The organism is Streptomyces sp. NPDC031274 (genome assembly GCF_055570235.1).
Genome location: NZ_JBVIHP010000026.1, coordinates 36619 through 51139, shown reverse-complemented (window position 1 = coordinate 51139; position 14521 = coordinate 36619). Strand labels below are relative to the sequence as shown.

Genomic DNA, 14521 nt, shown 5'->3' with positions numbered 1-14521 from the left:
TACCTTAGCGGATCGACGACGAGTCGTGGCGGCAGGATGTGATTCAACGCGCACATATATGAAGGAGACTGTCGTGTCGGCGAACAGCTTCGACGCCCGCAGCACGCTCAGCGTGGGCGACGAGTCGTACGAGATCTTCAAGCTGGACAAGGTAGAGGGCTCCGCGCGCCTCCCTTACAGCCTGAAGGTGCTTCTGGAGAACCTGCTCCGCACCGAGGACGGCGCGAACATCACCGCCGACCACATCCGCGCGATCGGCTCCTGGGACTCCCAGGCGCAGCCGTCGCAGGAGATCCAGTTCACGCCGGCTCGCGTGATCATGCAGGACTTCACCGGCGTGCCCTGCGTCGTCGACCTCGCCACCATGCGTGAGGCCGTCAAGGAGCTCGGCGGCGACGCGGACAAGGTCAACCCGCTCTCCCCGGCCGAGCTGGTCATCGACCACTCCGTCATCGCCGACAAGTTCGGCACGGCGGACGCCTTCGGCCAGAACGTCGAGCTGGAGTACGGCCGCAACAAGGAGCGCTACCAGTTCCTGCGCTGGGGCCAGACCGCCTTCGACGACTTCAAGGTCGTCCCCCCGGGCACCGGCATCGTCCACCAGGTCAACATCGAGCACCTGGCGCGCACGGTCATGGTCCGGGGCGGCCAGGCCTACCCCGACACGCTGGTCGGCACCGACTCGCACACCACGATGGTCAACGGCCTGGGCGTGCTCGGCTGGGGCGTCGGCGGCATCGAGGCCGAGGCCGCGATGCTGGGCCAGCCGGTCTCCATGCTCATCCCGCGCGTCGTCGGCTTCAAGCTGACCGGTGAGCTGAACGCCGGCACCACCGCCACCGACCTCGTCCTCACGATCACCGAGATGCTGCGCAAGCACGGCGTCGTCGGCAAGTTCGTCGAGTTCTACGGCGAGGGTGTGGCGGCCACGAGCCTCGCCAACCGCGCCACCATCGGCAACATGTCGCCGGAGTTCGGCTCCACCGCCGCGATCTTCCCGATCGACGACGAGACGCTGAAGTACCTCCGCCTGACCGGCCGTGACGCGCAGCAGGTCGCGCTCGTCGAGGCGTACGCCAAGGAGCAGGGCCTCTGGCTCGACCCGGCCGCCGAGCCCGACTTCTCCGAGAAGCTGGAGCTCGACCTCTCCACGGTCGTCCCCTCCATCGCAGGCCCGAAGCGCCCGCAGGACCGCATCGTCCTCGCCAACGCCTCGCAGCAGTTCGCGCAGGACGTGCGCAACTACGTGGCGGACGACTCCGAGGCGGGCAAGGAGTCCTTCCCGGCCTCCGACGCCCCGGCCGTCTCCAACGGCACCCCGTCGAAGCCGACCACGGTCACCGCCCCCGACGGCTCGACGTACGAGATCGACCACGGCGCCGTCACCGTCGCCGCGATCACCTCCTGCACCAACACCTCGAACCCGTACGTGATGGTCGCCGCCGCGCTCGTCGCGAAGAAGGCCGTCGAGAAGGGCCTGACCCGCAAGCCGTGGGTCAAGACCACCCTCGCGCCGGGCTCCAAGGTCGTCACCGACTACTTCGACAAGGCGGGGCTCACCCCCTACCTCGACAAGGTCGGCTTCAACCTCGTCGGTTACGGCTGCACCACCTGCATCGGCAACTCGGGCCCGCTGCCCGAGGAGGTCTCCAAGGCGGTCAACGACGCCGACCTGGCCGTGACGTCCGTCCTCTCCGGCAACCGGAACTTCGAGGGCCGTATCAACCCCGACGTCAAGATGAACTACCTGGCGTCCCCGCCGCTGGTCGTCGCGTACGCCATCGCGGGTTCGATGAAGGTGGACATCACCAAGGACGCGCTCGGCGCCGACCAGGACGGCAACCCCGTCTACCTGAAGGACATCTGGCCGACCGAGGCCGAGGTGAACGACGTCGTCGCCAACTCCATCGGCGAGGACATGTTCAACAAGTCCTACCAGGACGTCTTCGCGGGCGACGCCCAGTGGCAGGCCCTGTCGATCCCGACCGGCAACACCTTCGAGTGGGACCCGCAGTCGACCTACGTCCGTAAGCCCCCTTACTTCGAGGGCATGACGATGGAGACCACCCCGGTCTCCGACATCACGGGCGCCCGCGTCCTGGCCAAGCTGGGCGACTCGGTCACCACCGACCACATCTCCCCGGCCGGTGCGATCAAGGCCGACACCCCGGCCGGCAAGTACCTCACGGAGCACGGCGTCGAGCGTCGCGACTTCAACTCCTACGGCTCGCGCCGTGGCAACCACGAGGTCATGATCCGCGGCACGTTCGCCAACATCCGCCTGCGCAACCAGATCGCGCCGGGCACCGAGGGCGGCTTCACCCGCGACTTCACGAAGGACGACGCTCCCGTCTCCTTCATCTACGACGCCTCGCAGAACTACCAGGCCGCCGGTACGCCGCTCGCGATCCTCGCGGGCAAGGAGTACGGCTCCGGTTCGTCCCGCGACTGGGCCGCCAAGGGCACCGCGCTCCTCGGCGTGAAGGCCGTCATCGCCGAGTCGTACGAGCGCATCCACCGCTCGAACCTCATCGGCATGGGCGTCCTGCCGCTCCAGTTCCCGGAGGGCCAGTCCGCCGAGACCCTCGGCCTGACCGGCGAGGAGGCCTTCTCCTTCACCGGCGTGACCGAGCTGAACAACGGCACGACCCCGCGTACGGTCAAGGTCACCACCGACACCGGCGTGGAGTTCGACGCGGTCGTCCGCATCGACACCCCCGGTGAGGCGGACTACTACCGCAACGGCGGCATCATGCAGTACGTGCTGCGTTCGCTCATCCGCAAGTAAACCTTGTCCCAGGGCAGTTGGGCCCGTACTCCCGTGAAGGGGGTGCGGGCCCTACGCTTTGTGTACGCAGGGAACTCGCGGCGGCGACGGGGGTTGCAGTGGACGCTGGAGCAATGGGTATCAAGGTCGCGTCCTCGGTCGTCGTGCCGTTGCTGAAGCGGCTGTTGCTGCCACCGCCGAAGGCGCCCGGAGCCGAGTACTCCGAACGGCCCGTACGCATCAAGGGGTTGCTGTCCTTCGCCGGGGACCACCCCACGCTCAGCAAGGACGACATGCACCGGCTCGCCCAGGAGCTGGTGCGCCGGGCGGTGCGGGCCGCGGGGCCGCACGAGCGGCCGATCGCGGACGACGAGCGCGACTCCGTCGGGCAGGCGCTGACCCGTACCCTCTTCGCCCTCGGCGAGCTCGACATGGACGACGTGCAGATCTTCGTGCTCGGGCCCGAGGAGCTGGCCAAGGAGCTCTCCCGCGAGGCCGGACCCGACACGCGCAGGCTGCTCACCCGCGACGCGGCGCTCTTCCACGACGTACTCCTGCAGACGGCCTGCGTGCACCTCGTGCGGTTCTTCACCCAGCGGCCCGGATTCGCGGCCCGGGCCCAACTGGAGGAGTTCGTCGAACTGCGCCGCCAGAGCGAACAGCTGGAGGTGATTCTGCGCCGCGTGTCGGGGGACGACTGGACGGCGGCGGACGCCCGCTTCGAGGAGAAATACTCCGCCTACGTCATCCAGCAGCACGGCAGCCTCACTCTCCACGGAGTCGACCTGCGCGACCCCGGCGGTCAGGAGTGGCCCCTGGAGAGCGCCTATCTGAGCCTGCGCGCCGTCGCGACGGCAGCCGTGGACGTCGACCCCGATGTGGCCCGCGAGGGAAGGACGGTGGAGCTGGAGGACAGCGTCGAGTCCATCCTCGTCGGCCACCGGCGCGTACTGCTGCAGGGACTCGCCGGTACGGGCAAGACGACGCTCGTCCAGTGGCTGGCCCTGACCACCGCGCGGCAGGACACGGTGCCGGGGCATCTGCCGCAGCTCCTCGGCCGTGTTCCCTTCGTCCTGCCGCTGCGCACCCTGGTCCGCGAGGGCACCGAACTGCCCCTGCCCGACGACTTCCTGCGCCGGATGGGCTGCCCGCACGTGGGCACCGAGCCCGACGGCTGGACGGCGCGCGTGCTGCAGAACGGCCGGGGCCTCCTGCTCATCGACGGCCTCGACGAGATTCCCGAGTCCGACCGCACGCGCACCCGGGAGTGGCTGCGCCGGCTCATCGCCGCCTTCTCCGGCAATCTGTGGCTCGCCACCACCCGTCCCTCGGCGCTCGCCCCCGGCTGGCTGGAGCGTGAGGGCTTCCACGAGTTCACGCTGAACGGGCTGCGCCCCGACGACCTGCGGCGCTTCATCCAGCGGTGGCACGCGGCGGCCGACGCGCCCGAAGGGGTGGACGATCTCCTGATCCAATCCCTGCGCAGGCGGCCGGAGTTGAGCAGGCTCGCCACCAACCCGCTGATGTGCAGCCTGATGTGCGCCCTGCACGAGGAGCGCAACGGCTTTCTGCCCGAGGGGCGGGCCGCCCTCTACAAGGCGGCCCTGTCCATGCTGCTCGAACGGCGCGACAAGGAGCGCGGCGTGCCCCCCGAGCTCAGCGAGGACGCCGCCGCCGAACCCCTCAAGCGTCTCGCGTACTGGCTGATCAGAAACGAACGCACCCAGATCGAGCGCACGGACGCCCTGGAGCTGGTGCGCAGGCTTCAGCCGCAGGTGCCGAGCCTGCTGAAGATGGGGGAACCGGAGAAGGTCCTGCGGTACCTCCTCGTGCGCACCGGACTGCTGCGTGAGCCCGCACCGGGGGCCGTGGACTTCATTCACCGCACTTTTCAGGATTATCTCGGGGCCAAGGCGGTGCTTGAAGAGCGGGACTTCGGCATTCTTGTGAAGAACGCCCATGCGGACGAGTGGGAGGACGTGGTGCAGATGGCTGTCGCGCAGAGCGATCACGTGGGACGCGCCGACCTGCTCATGCGGCTCAACGAACGCGGCAACCGCGAGAAGGACGCGATGGTTCAGGCCAGACTGCGGCTGCTCGCCCTCGCGTCGCTCGAGCAGGCCACCCGTCTCGACCCCGCCGTGCGGCTGACCATCGAGACCGAGGCGGCACGCATGGTCCCGCCGCGCAGCCTGCGCCAGGCCAGAGTCCTCGCGCGCACGGGGCCGCTGCTGCTCGGCCTGCTGCCCGGGGCGGGGGACCTGGAGGGCGACGAGGAGCTCGCCACCGTCCACGCGATCTGCCAGATCGGCGGTGACGCCGCCATCCCGCGCCTGAAGGAGTTCCTCAACACCCAGCAGCCACTGGTGCGGGCCCAACTGCTCGGCCACTGGGACCGGTTCGACACCGCTGTCTACGCCGACGACATCATCAGGCCGCTCCTCACCGCGGACGCCTCGCAGCCCGTCACCGTACGCTCGCAGGCCGAGCTCGACGCCCTCGCGGGCATGCCCGGATGCGAACGCGTCGGGATCCACGGCGACTTCGCTCCCCAGGCCGTGCGCGCGGCCCTCGACCCGGGGCGCCTGCGCGAGCTGAGGCTGCGCGGCGCGCTCCAGCTGGACGACCTCGGCCTGCTCGCGGACTTCCCGGCCCTCGAAAGCCTCACCCTGCGGGGCTGCCGCAACCTCAGGGAGCCCGCGCCGCTCACCGGGCTGCCCCGGCTGCACACCCTCGTACTGGAAGACCTCCCGCAGTTCGAACCGCTGTCGAAGCTGGCGGACTGCCCGCGCCTGACCGCCCTGCACCTGGGGCTGCAAGTGCCCTGGCGCGGGCTCCCCGACCTGTCCCGCCTCGGGGACCTGCGGGTCCTCGCGCTGCCGACGGGCACGGTCGATCTCTCGGAGATCGCGCACTTCCAGGCCCTTGAGGAACTGCGCCTGCACGAGGCGGGCGAGCGACTCCTGCCGGACGGGTGGGGTGCCCTGCTCGCCCGACTGCCCGAGCTGCGCACGCTGACCCTCTCACCCGAGCAGCTGAGCACGCTGCTCTTCGACCCGAAGGCACAGGTCTCGCAGGTCACACACCTCTACGTGTACGCGAAGCCGGGTGCACCCGTGTCGTTGCGGCGCATCGCCCGCAGGCTGCCGGGGCTCGTGGAGATCCATCTCATCCAGGGCACCGACATCGACCTCTCTCACCTGGCCGGTCTGGCCGGGCTGCGACGGGTCAGGCTCGCTTACCCGGGAGAGGTCCGCGCGGCGGTGGACCTTCCCGGCCGATTCGACCTCGAGATTTATCCACAGCCCTGAAGAGGGTAGAACAACGTTCTTACGTGCCGCTGGTCTCCCGCGATTCCGCTGGCGAGTGACCGGATGCATAGATAAGTTCCACTGATTCGGGAGGAGTTGGAGCAGTAGTCAGCGGCTGGTGTACGGGGGGAGCGCTGCGACTCGCCCTGTTCGCGGCCGAACGCTCCCAGCGGAAACAGGATGTCGTCGGATGGGCAAGCCGCAAACCCCACTGCTGTACGGTCGCGATCCTCTGGTGAGTTCACTCATTCCGTCCCTCACCGGACTGGCCTACGACGAACGTGCGCGCAGGAAGCGGGAGTTCGGCGACGACGTGCCCGTCGTCCTGCTCACCGGGCAGCACGGCCTGGGGCGCAGCGCCGTCCTCGACGGGCTCGCGCGCCACTACGACAAGCGGCTTCCGCTGGCCCATGTACGGGTCGTCGCGCCGGGGACGGCGCCCGTCACCGTGCCCGCCGTCACCGCGGAGACCGAGGGCGTGCCCGCCACCCCGGCCGCCGATTTCGTGCAGGTCCTGGAGCGGATCGTGTGTGCGCTCGCGCCCGGGCTCGGTCTCTTTCCCGTCCTGTTGCCGGGCCTGTTCGCGGTCTCCGGCTGGTTCCTCGGCGACGCGGACGAACGGGACGCCGTGTGCGCCCGGCAGGCCAGGCTCCTGATCGCCTGCGGTCTCCTCGCCGGGGCCGAGCGGGACGTGGCGCGGCAGTGGTCGGAGCGGGTCGAGGCATCCATCGCCGATGCGGCGGGCGCGTCCGCCGCCGGTGTCACGGTGGAGGACGACGACGGTTCGCAGCCGGTCACGGCGGCGATCCTGCGTGAACTGCAGTCGCTGCGCGGCCTCGTCTCGGCCCGGCACTGGTACGCGCAGCGGCACACCACACCGGACGGCGCCACCGGGAAGCTCGATGCCCTGCTCGAGCTCGGTCGGCGCTTCCACCGGGGCGGTGACTACCAACACGCCGTCGAGAACACCCTCATGGCCGCCTTCCTGGAGGAGGTGGCCGCCGCCTACGGCTGGGTGCGGTCCATGAACCGTGAGCCCTGGCCGCTGATCCTCCTCGACGAGGCGCACGCCCCCGCGGGGCAGCGCTTCCTGGACCTTCTCCTCGAACACCGCGCCACCGCGCAGCGGCCCCACCGTGACCGGATCACCGTCGTCGCCACCCGCCTCGGCGACGTACCGCGGGACGAGGCGCCGCAGGCCGTACGCCGTGAACTGGCCGACCTGCTGCCCACCGGAGGCGGCGCGCGGCGCAGACAGGCCGCCACCATATGGCAGCGCGCGGGACACGACCCGTCCGCGGGACTGCTCGTCGTGCCGCTCACGCCGCTGGGCCGGGACGAAGTCCTCTCGATGCTCGACCGGGCATCCGTGCGGCTGCTCCACCCGCACCTGGCATCGGCGCTGCACTCGCTGACCGGCGGGCACCCCGCGGCAAGCACCGTGCTGTGCGAGGCCGTCGTGCACGCGGCCCGGCAGAACCGCAAGGTGGCCCCGAGAGACCTGCTCGACCTGCCCACCGCGCAAGGGCGCCCGGTCACCCAGGTGCTCCTGGAGGATCTGCTGCCCGACCGGCGCCAGCGCGACCGGCTCCTCGTGCTGTGCCTCGCGCGGGACAACGAGACCGCGGAGGCACTCGCCGAGAACCTGCGCCTCGACGGCCCCGAGCAACTGCCCGCCAACGCGGCGGCACAGTACCTGGTCCAGCGGCAGTGGCAGCAGACCGTCCCCGCCGAGGCCCCGTTGGTGGAGAGCAAGCTGCTGCAGGCGCTCCTCGTCCATGAGGCGCGCCGTACGTCGCCGCCTCCCGACGATCCGCACAGCTGGCACCAGATCCACCGCTTCCTGCATCTGCACCACGTGCAGCGTTCCGCCAACGAGGAGGCGGACGCGCTGCGCCACAGCCTGGCCGCGGGGAACGCGGCACGCGTGGTGGACATGCTGGCCGACGAGTTCGGCGCGGAGGAGGCGGAGCAGAGCGTCCAGCACTGGCTGCAGTGCCTGCGGGACTGCGCCACCGCTCCGACTCCGCCCTCGGGGAGCGCCGAGTGGTCGATGAACGCGCATGAGGACGCGGTGGGCTGGAGCGACCACCGGATGGAGATCGCGCTGGGGGAGCACGCCGCCCACTACGCCCATCTCGACGAGGCGGGCCGCTGCATCAACCGGCTCCTGCACGCCCTGTGGTACCTGTCCGAGCCGTACGCCGACCCGGCGATCGACCCGGATGCCGAGACCCTGTGCCAGGCGGTCGGCGACGAACTGGGATACCTCTCCCGGCGCCACCGCACCTGGTACGCAGCCCTTGGAAGAGCCGCCCGTGACTGGCCGGCGGCCGCCCGCAAACGGCAGGTCCTGCCCGTCCCTGCCAGTGAGGGGTCATGATGTTCAACCACCCGCCCAAGGAGTGGGGCCCCCTCGAATGGCTCGTGGCCGTCGTCGTGGTCGCCGCCCTCGTCGTCGTCGGCGTCACCTGGAACAACTCGCGCCCCGGCCCGTGCGGTGACGGCCTGGAGGAGAGAGCGGGGGAGTGCGTCGGGGTCACCGCCCACGCCTTCGACGCGGACAAGAAGGCCGAGAGCCTCATCACGGCCATCGCGGACGAGAACGCCCGGGTCGCACAGGACTGGGAGAACCCGCCGAACAGCAAAGCCCGCATTCCCTACGTACGCATCGCCCTGATGATGCCCTTCACGTCGAACGAGTCGAGCGCCATGACCGGCGACATGATCCGGCGCGCCCTCGCGGGAGCTCTCGCGGCGCAGCTGGAGGCGAACAGCGCCAGCGGGCCGCACTATCAGCTGCTCTTCGCCCCCGACGGCAACGACCTCAAGCAGTGGAAGCCCGTCGTCGACCGTCTCGCCGAGATGACGCGGGACACGGAGGCGCCGCTCGTGGGGGTGACCGGCATTCCGAGCAGCACGACGGACACCCGCAAAGCAGTCGCCGAACTCACCAGGCGCGGCATTCCGACGGTCGGCCCGGTCATCACCGCCGCCTCCATGAATTTCCGGTACTTCTTCAAGACGTCGCCCAACAACGAACAGTTCATCAAGGCCCTGTCCCACTACATCGACCGCTATCCGCAGGAGGAGAAGGGCCTGCTGCTCTGGGACAGCCGCGAGGGCGACGTGTACTCCAAGAACCTGCGTGAGATCTTCGAACGGCACTTCGGCAAGACCTACGACCTGAAGAACCACAACTCCCACTACATCGGTTCGTCGGGCGACGACCAGGGCATCCCGCGGCGCTTCGCCGACGCCGTCACGAGGATCTGCCGCGACAAGGCGGACACCGTCTTCTTCGCGGGCCGCGACCAGGATCTGCCCGCCTTCATCAACCGCCTTGCCAACGAGGGCGGTTGTGACCGCAGCGGCAAGCTGCGGATCCTCAAGGTCGGCATAGGCATGGAGCCGACGCTCACCTCCGCGGACACCAGGCGGAGCCTGCACAGGGCCAACGCCACGATCGTCGACGCCTCGGCCTTCGACCCCGCCTGGGAGACGGACATCGGTCACGCGCCGTCCGGTTTCTCGCCCTTCCACGCGCGCTACAAGAAGATCAACAGCGACCACGACCTGGGGACCAGGCCCTTGGCGGACGGGTACATGGCCATGTATTACGACGGGTTCGCCCTCCTCGCGTCCGCCGTCGACCGTACGTACAGCGAGATCACCGAAGACGGCAAGCAGACCCCCGTTCCGGCGCGGCTGCCCTCCACCAAGGATGTGTACAGCACGCTCACCATCTCGACCATCAGCGAGGGGGCGTGCAGGGGCTGCCTCGTCGGGGCGAGCGGCACCTACGGGTTCACCGGCCCGGGTGAGAACAACCAGTGGGCCGTCTGCAAGCCCGTCCCGATCGTCGAGTTCCCCTCGGCGGACCGGCCCGGCGACAAGGACAGGATGCCGCTGTACCGGACGTACCGAGGGGACAAGGCGAAGAGCTGCCCGTCATGAACGGCGGGCGCGACTACTCCGGAAATCCGCCGTACGGCACGGTGATGATCTCCATGGCGTGCCCCGCCGGATCCAGGAAGTACACGCCCCGGCCGCCGTCGTTGGTGTTGATCTCGCCCGGCAGCTTCTGATGCGGATCGGCCCAGTGCTCGACGTCGCGCGCCTTGATCTTCTCGTACGCCGCCTCGAACTCCGCCTCGGAGATCAGGAAGGCGTAGTGCTGCGGGGTGATCTTGTCCGCGGGGATGGTGGCGAAGTCCAGGGTGACGGAGTTGCTCAGTTCCACCGCGATGAACGGGCCCCACTCGGAGGTGATCTCAAGGCTCAGCAGATCCGCGAAGAATTCGGCGGACTCCCGGTTGTCCCGGGCGTGGATGATCGTGTGATTCAGTTCGACCGACAAGGAATGCCTCCAGAAGGCATCTCCCGACACCTCCATGCCTCACCCAGCCGGTGACCGACACGCGATGTCGCCGTGGATCTTAGGCACGGCGACAGCACGCTGTCGAGCCATTTCAGGCGGACGGCTGCCCTGACGTCTCCGAGCGGTCCTGTCATGCCATGCCGCTCACTCGACGGTCACGCGACCCGGCGCCGCGAATTTCTCACTGAACCCGGTGCACGGAGGACTGCCCTTACGGACATCTACGGACGCCTCCGGGACGCCTATCGTCGAAGGGGACTGGCGGAACGGTTCGGGGCCATTCGGAGCCAGGTGTTACGCGCGGCCACCGACCCCACTACAGGGAGCGGCAGCGTCATGGGTTTCGACCGGAAGAACGAGCACGGCGAGCTAGAGGGAAAGGCTTCGCCACCTCGGACCTCAGCGGCCCGGAGCGTCGACGCGGCGCCCTTCCTGGGGAACCGTCAGGTCACGCAGTCGTCCGTCCTGGCCGTGCAGCGCATGGCGGGAAACGCTGCCGCCACCGCGTATGTGCAGAGGGTCACCGACGAGGATCGCGACAGAGCCAACAGCCGACGGGAACGCTGGGCCGAGCGCGACACCGAACGCGGCGGTGGTCGACAGGCAGCGAGCTTCAGCACGCACGAGACCCCGTTCGGTCCGTACAACGATGGCCCCGGGCGTGGAAACGCTCCGAACGTCACCACCAACAAGAATCAGTATCCGGGAACCCACAAAACCGACGGCCGCTACGTCCGTGAGGGAGAGAGCCAGTTCACCGGCCTGGTCCCCGAACTCGACGCCGAGCATTTCGCCCCCCTGGTCGATGCGCTGAAGGGCCGGAAGCTGAGCGAGGAGGAGATTGAGGGGCTGAGCGACGACCAGTGCCGGGCGGCGGCGATGCTCATGGGAATCGCCAACGCCGAAAGGGTTCGCGAGCCGGGAGCGCTCAAGCACATCCGCAGCGCCCTCCGGCGGCAGGCCGACCCGTCCCACGAAGCGCCGGAGTTCCTCAACGACTACCCGCAGGGACGTCCCGGTGGGGCCCAGCACGAGAAGCGCGTCCGGTCGGGCCGGACGAGGCGAACCACGCCCGAGGTCGAAACCATTCTTGAGGCCTCGTCCTCGTCGGACGAGGGCGCGTGATGCGAACGAAGGCAACACCTCACCCTGGTCGGCCGGTCGGCTGAACAAGCCGTTGACCTCGACTGCGGCACCTCGTGCCACCGCCAGTCGAGGAGTCCGGCGGCCAGTGCCGGAGGGGCTGCCGCGCGCGCAGCTGGATATTCGGGGGATGCAGGAAAGTCCCGCCCCAGACGGGCATTTCGCCCTCCTGGGTGGGACTTTCCTGCAACCCGCCACCTGTAACCCGCCACCCTATGGGGCGGGGCCGGGGTCAGATCTGGTTCTCGCCGCCGTCTATGTACAGGTTGGCTCCCAGGATGAAGCTGCTCTCGGTGGAGGCCAGGAACGCCACCAGTGCGGCGACTTCCTCCGGGCGGCCCATGCGGCCGATCGCCAGACCTGCGGCGAGGTTCACCCTGGCGTCGGCCGCGTTCTCCTCGCCGAAGACGGTCGTGATTCCGGGGGTGTCGATCGGGCCCGGCGATATGGCGTTGACGCGGATGCCGCGGCCCTTGAGTTCGTTGGCCCAGGTCCGCGCGTAGGACCGGACCGCCGCCTTGGACGCCGCGTACGTGCCGAACGCCTCTGTGCCGTTGTCGGCGGCGGTGGACGCGTTCAGGATCACGGACGCGCCGTCGTTGAGCAGAGGGAGTGCCTTCTGGACGGTGAACAGTGTGCCCCGCACGTTGACGTCGAAGGTCTGGTCGAAGTGCTCCTCGGTGACCTGCTCCAGGGTCGCGAACGAGGAGCTCGCCGCGTTCGCGAAGACCACGTCCAGGCCTTGGCCCCGGGCGTGGACCGCGTCGTAGAGCCGGTCCAGGTCGGCCAGGTTCGCGATGTCACCCGCCACCGCGGTGGCCCGCGCCGAGCCGATCGTCTCGACCGCCACGTCCAGTTCGGTCTTACGCCGACCGGTGATGAACACGTGCGCGCCCTCGGCTGCCAGCCGTACCGCGGTGGCCAGGCCGATCCCGGTGCCGCCGCCGGTGACGACGGCGGTCTTGCCTTCGAGCTGTCCCATGAGAATGACCTCCACAGAGTTCAGTACCGATCGGTACCGAACGGGACCGTAGCACCTTCCGCACCGATCGGTACAGAAGAGTATGGTTGGCCGCATGGAGATCCAGCGGAAGGTGCCGATCGGCCGACCCAGAGGCTTCGACGCCGACGAGGCCCTCGAACGTGCCATGCGGGTCTTCTGGGAGCAGGGCTACGAAGGCGCCAGCCTCACCGACCTGACCAAGGCCATGGGCATCACCCGCACCAGCATGTACGCGGCCTTCGGGAACAAGGACGAGCTGTTCCGCAAGGCTCTGGAGCGTTACACCGAAGGTCCCGCCGCGTACGCGGCGCGGGCCCTGCAGGAACCGACCGCCGAGCAGGTGGCCACCGCGTTCCTGGGCGGCTCCGTCCGGGCCAGCACCCGCCCCGACTGCCCCGCCGGATGCCTCGGCGTCCAGAGCGCCCTCGCCGTCGGCGACCCCGGACGCAACGCCCGCGACGCACTCACCGCCTGGCGCAACGAGGCCATCGCGCTCCTGCACGACCGCTTCCGACAGGCCCTCGACGAAGGCGATCTGCCCATCGAGACCGATCCCGGGCTGCTCGCCCGCTACCTCATGACCGTGGCGAACGGCATCGCCGTCCAAGCCGCCGGCGGCACCACCCGCGACGACCTCCAGCAGGTGGCCGACGTGGCCCTGCGCAACTGGCCACCCACCTGACGGCACTGTCGTGCACCGATCGACCAGGACCAGTGGGGCATCGCGGGACACGAGCCCGGCACGGTCGCCTGGTGGGAGTCCGCTCATGGGCTAGAACTCGACTGTGAGAACGAAACGCAGCCTGACGGCGACAGCCGCCGCGTCCGGGCTCCTGGCGGTCACGGCCGCGCTCCTGGCAGCCGTGGGACCGGCCTGGTCGGCCCCGGACCCGACGCCGGTCGAGGAGTTCTGGACGCCGGAGCGCATGGCGCGGGCCGAGCCGGTCGAGGAGCGGCAGGCCCGCGAGGGCGTGTGGCGCATGCCCTCGCACAGTTCGCCCTCGCACACCTTTCCCTCGCACACATCGCCCTCGCACACCTTCAAAGGCGTCAAGGAAGTCGGCACCTTCTACTGGGCGCGGAAGGCGGGCGACGCATACCCGGATCGCTACGACTACCGCTTCTGCGGCGGGACCGTCGTTCCCTCCCCGGGCAAGAACCTGGTCGTGTCGGCAGCGCACTGTTTCGACAGTGATGGACGGCAGGAAAACCTGGTCTTCGTGCCGCAGCACAGCGCGAAGAGCCCGATGCCGCACGGCATGTACCCCGTCAAGAGGGGCCACATCTTCAAGGAGCCTGGCTACACCGGGAGCAAGAAGAGCGAGGAGCAACTGACCGACGTCGATGTGGCGTTCCTCGCCACCGAGCCGCGCCGTGATGGCAGGGAGGTCGAGGACGTCGTCGGGGCCATCCCGATGGGGTTCGACACCGGCTTCCACCACACCGTGCTCGCCATCGGATACCCGTATCTGTACGGCGGCGGCAGCTACAAGCCCAAGCAGGACCCCCTCGGCTGCACCACGCCGACGAAGAAGTACACCACCGGCGATGTCAGGGACGGCGGGGGCAGGTTCTGGCGCGGCGGCACCTTCACCGAGGTCAACTGCGACGGCTACGTCGGCGGCACCTCCGGCGGCCCCTTCATCACCGCGGGCGCCGAGCCGCCCAGGCTGATCGGCGTCACCGGCGGCTGGATGACCGGCGGCCACAGCGCCGACACCTCGTACGCGTCGTACTTCGACGACGACATCAAGCGCATCTACGTCGCCGCGAAGGCGGACAGGGCCGCCAAGGCCAAGGCCAGGGCCAGGGTCTTGCCCAGATGCGGGTGGCCGCAAGGTCAGCCGGCGACGGACTGCCCGCTCGGTCCGCAAGTCTGCCCCTGCGGCCCTGGAGCCGCATGAACCTCGCGCGTA

9 protein-coding genes are annotated in these 14521 nt (G+C 69.3%); 7 read left to right on the top strand and 2 right to left on the bottom strand.

All coding sequences use genetic code 11. The features are described 5' to 3' along the window. Positions 1–58 precede the first annotated feature (58 nt). The 4 genes from acnA (at position 59) to ACZ5CR_RS33560 (ending at position 10035) form a co-directional block, all read left to right on the top strand. The gene (gene acnA / locus ACZ5CR_RS33575; RefSeq protein ID WP_468864516.1) at positions 59–2788 is read left to right on the top strand and encodes an aconitate hydratase AcnA; all 2730 of its coding nucleotides are present in this window, start codon (positions 59–61) and stop codon (positions 2786–2788) included. Between the two features lie 113 nt (positions 2789–2901). Next, complete coding sequence (locus ACZ5CR_RS33570; RefSeq protein ID WP_468864514.1) at positions 2902–6078, top strand: NACHT domain-containing protein; 3177 nt, start codon at positions 2902–2904, stop codon at positions 6076–6078. A 235-nt stretch (positions 6079–6313) separates the two neighbouring features. Continuing rightward, positions 6314–8461: an ATP-binding protein gene (locus tag ACZ5CR_RS33565; protein WP_468864511.1), complete on the top strand. Its 2148-nt coding sequence runs from the start codon at positions 6314–6316 to the stop codon at positions 8459–8461. After that, entirely contained in the window at positions 8458–10035 is a 1578-nt protein-coding gene (locus ACZ5CR_RS33560; RefSeq protein WP_468864509.1) for an ABC transporter substrate-binding protein, read from the top strand. Before ACZ5CR_RS33565 ends, ACZ5CR_RS33560 begins: the two co-directional genes overlap by 4 nt. A 13-nt stretch (positions 10036–10048) precedes the next feature. Here the strand turns inward: ACZ5CR_RS33560 and ACZ5CR_RS33555 are convergent, their stop codons facing one another. Beyond that, positions 10049–10438 carry a VOC family protein gene (locus ACZ5CR_RS33555; protein ID WP_468864506.1) on the bottom strand — a complete coding sequence of 130 codons (390 nt, stop codon included), beginning with the start codon at positions 10436–10438 and terminating at the stop codon, positions 10049–10051. A gap of 501 nt (positions 10439–10939) precedes the next feature. On the opposite strand from ACZ5CR_RS33555, the gene ACZ5CR_RS33550 reads away from it, so the two are divergent. After that, positions 10940–11584 carry a hypothetical protein gene (locus tag ACZ5CR_RS33550; RefSeq protein WP_468864667.1) on the top strand — a complete coding sequence of 215 codons (645 nt, stop codon included), beginning with the start codon at positions 10940–10942 and terminating at the stop codon, positions 11582–11584. 250 nt (positions 11585–11834) lie between these two features. Here the strand turns inward: ACZ5CR_RS33550 and ACZ5CR_RS33545 are convergent, their stop codons facing one another. Then, positions 11835–12584: an SDR family NAD(P)-dependent oxidoreductase gene (locus ACZ5CR_RS33545; RefSeq protein ID WP_468864503.1), complete on the bottom strand. Its 750-nt coding sequence runs from the start codon at positions 12582–12584 to the stop codon at positions 11835–11837. 94 nt (positions 12585–12678) lie between these two features. Between ACZ5CR_RS33545 and ACZ5CR_RS33540 the strand changes: the two genes are divergently transcribed. Both ACZ5CR_RS33540 and ACZ5CR_RS33535 read left to right on the top strand, forming a co-directional pair. After that, positions 12679–13287: a TetR/AcrR family transcriptional regulator gene (locus ACZ5CR_RS33540; protein ID WP_468864501.1), complete on the top strand. Its 609-nt coding sequence runs from the start codon at positions 12679–12681 to the stop codon at positions 13285–13287. A 103-nt stretch (positions 13288–13390) separates the two neighbouring features. Further along, a complete protein-coding gene (locus ACZ5CR_RS33535) occupies positions 13391–14509 on the top strand; it encodes a trypsin-like serine peptidase (RefSeq protein ID WP_468864498.1) in 1119 nt (372 codons plus the stop codon). Positions 14510–14521 lie beyond the last annotated feature (12 nt).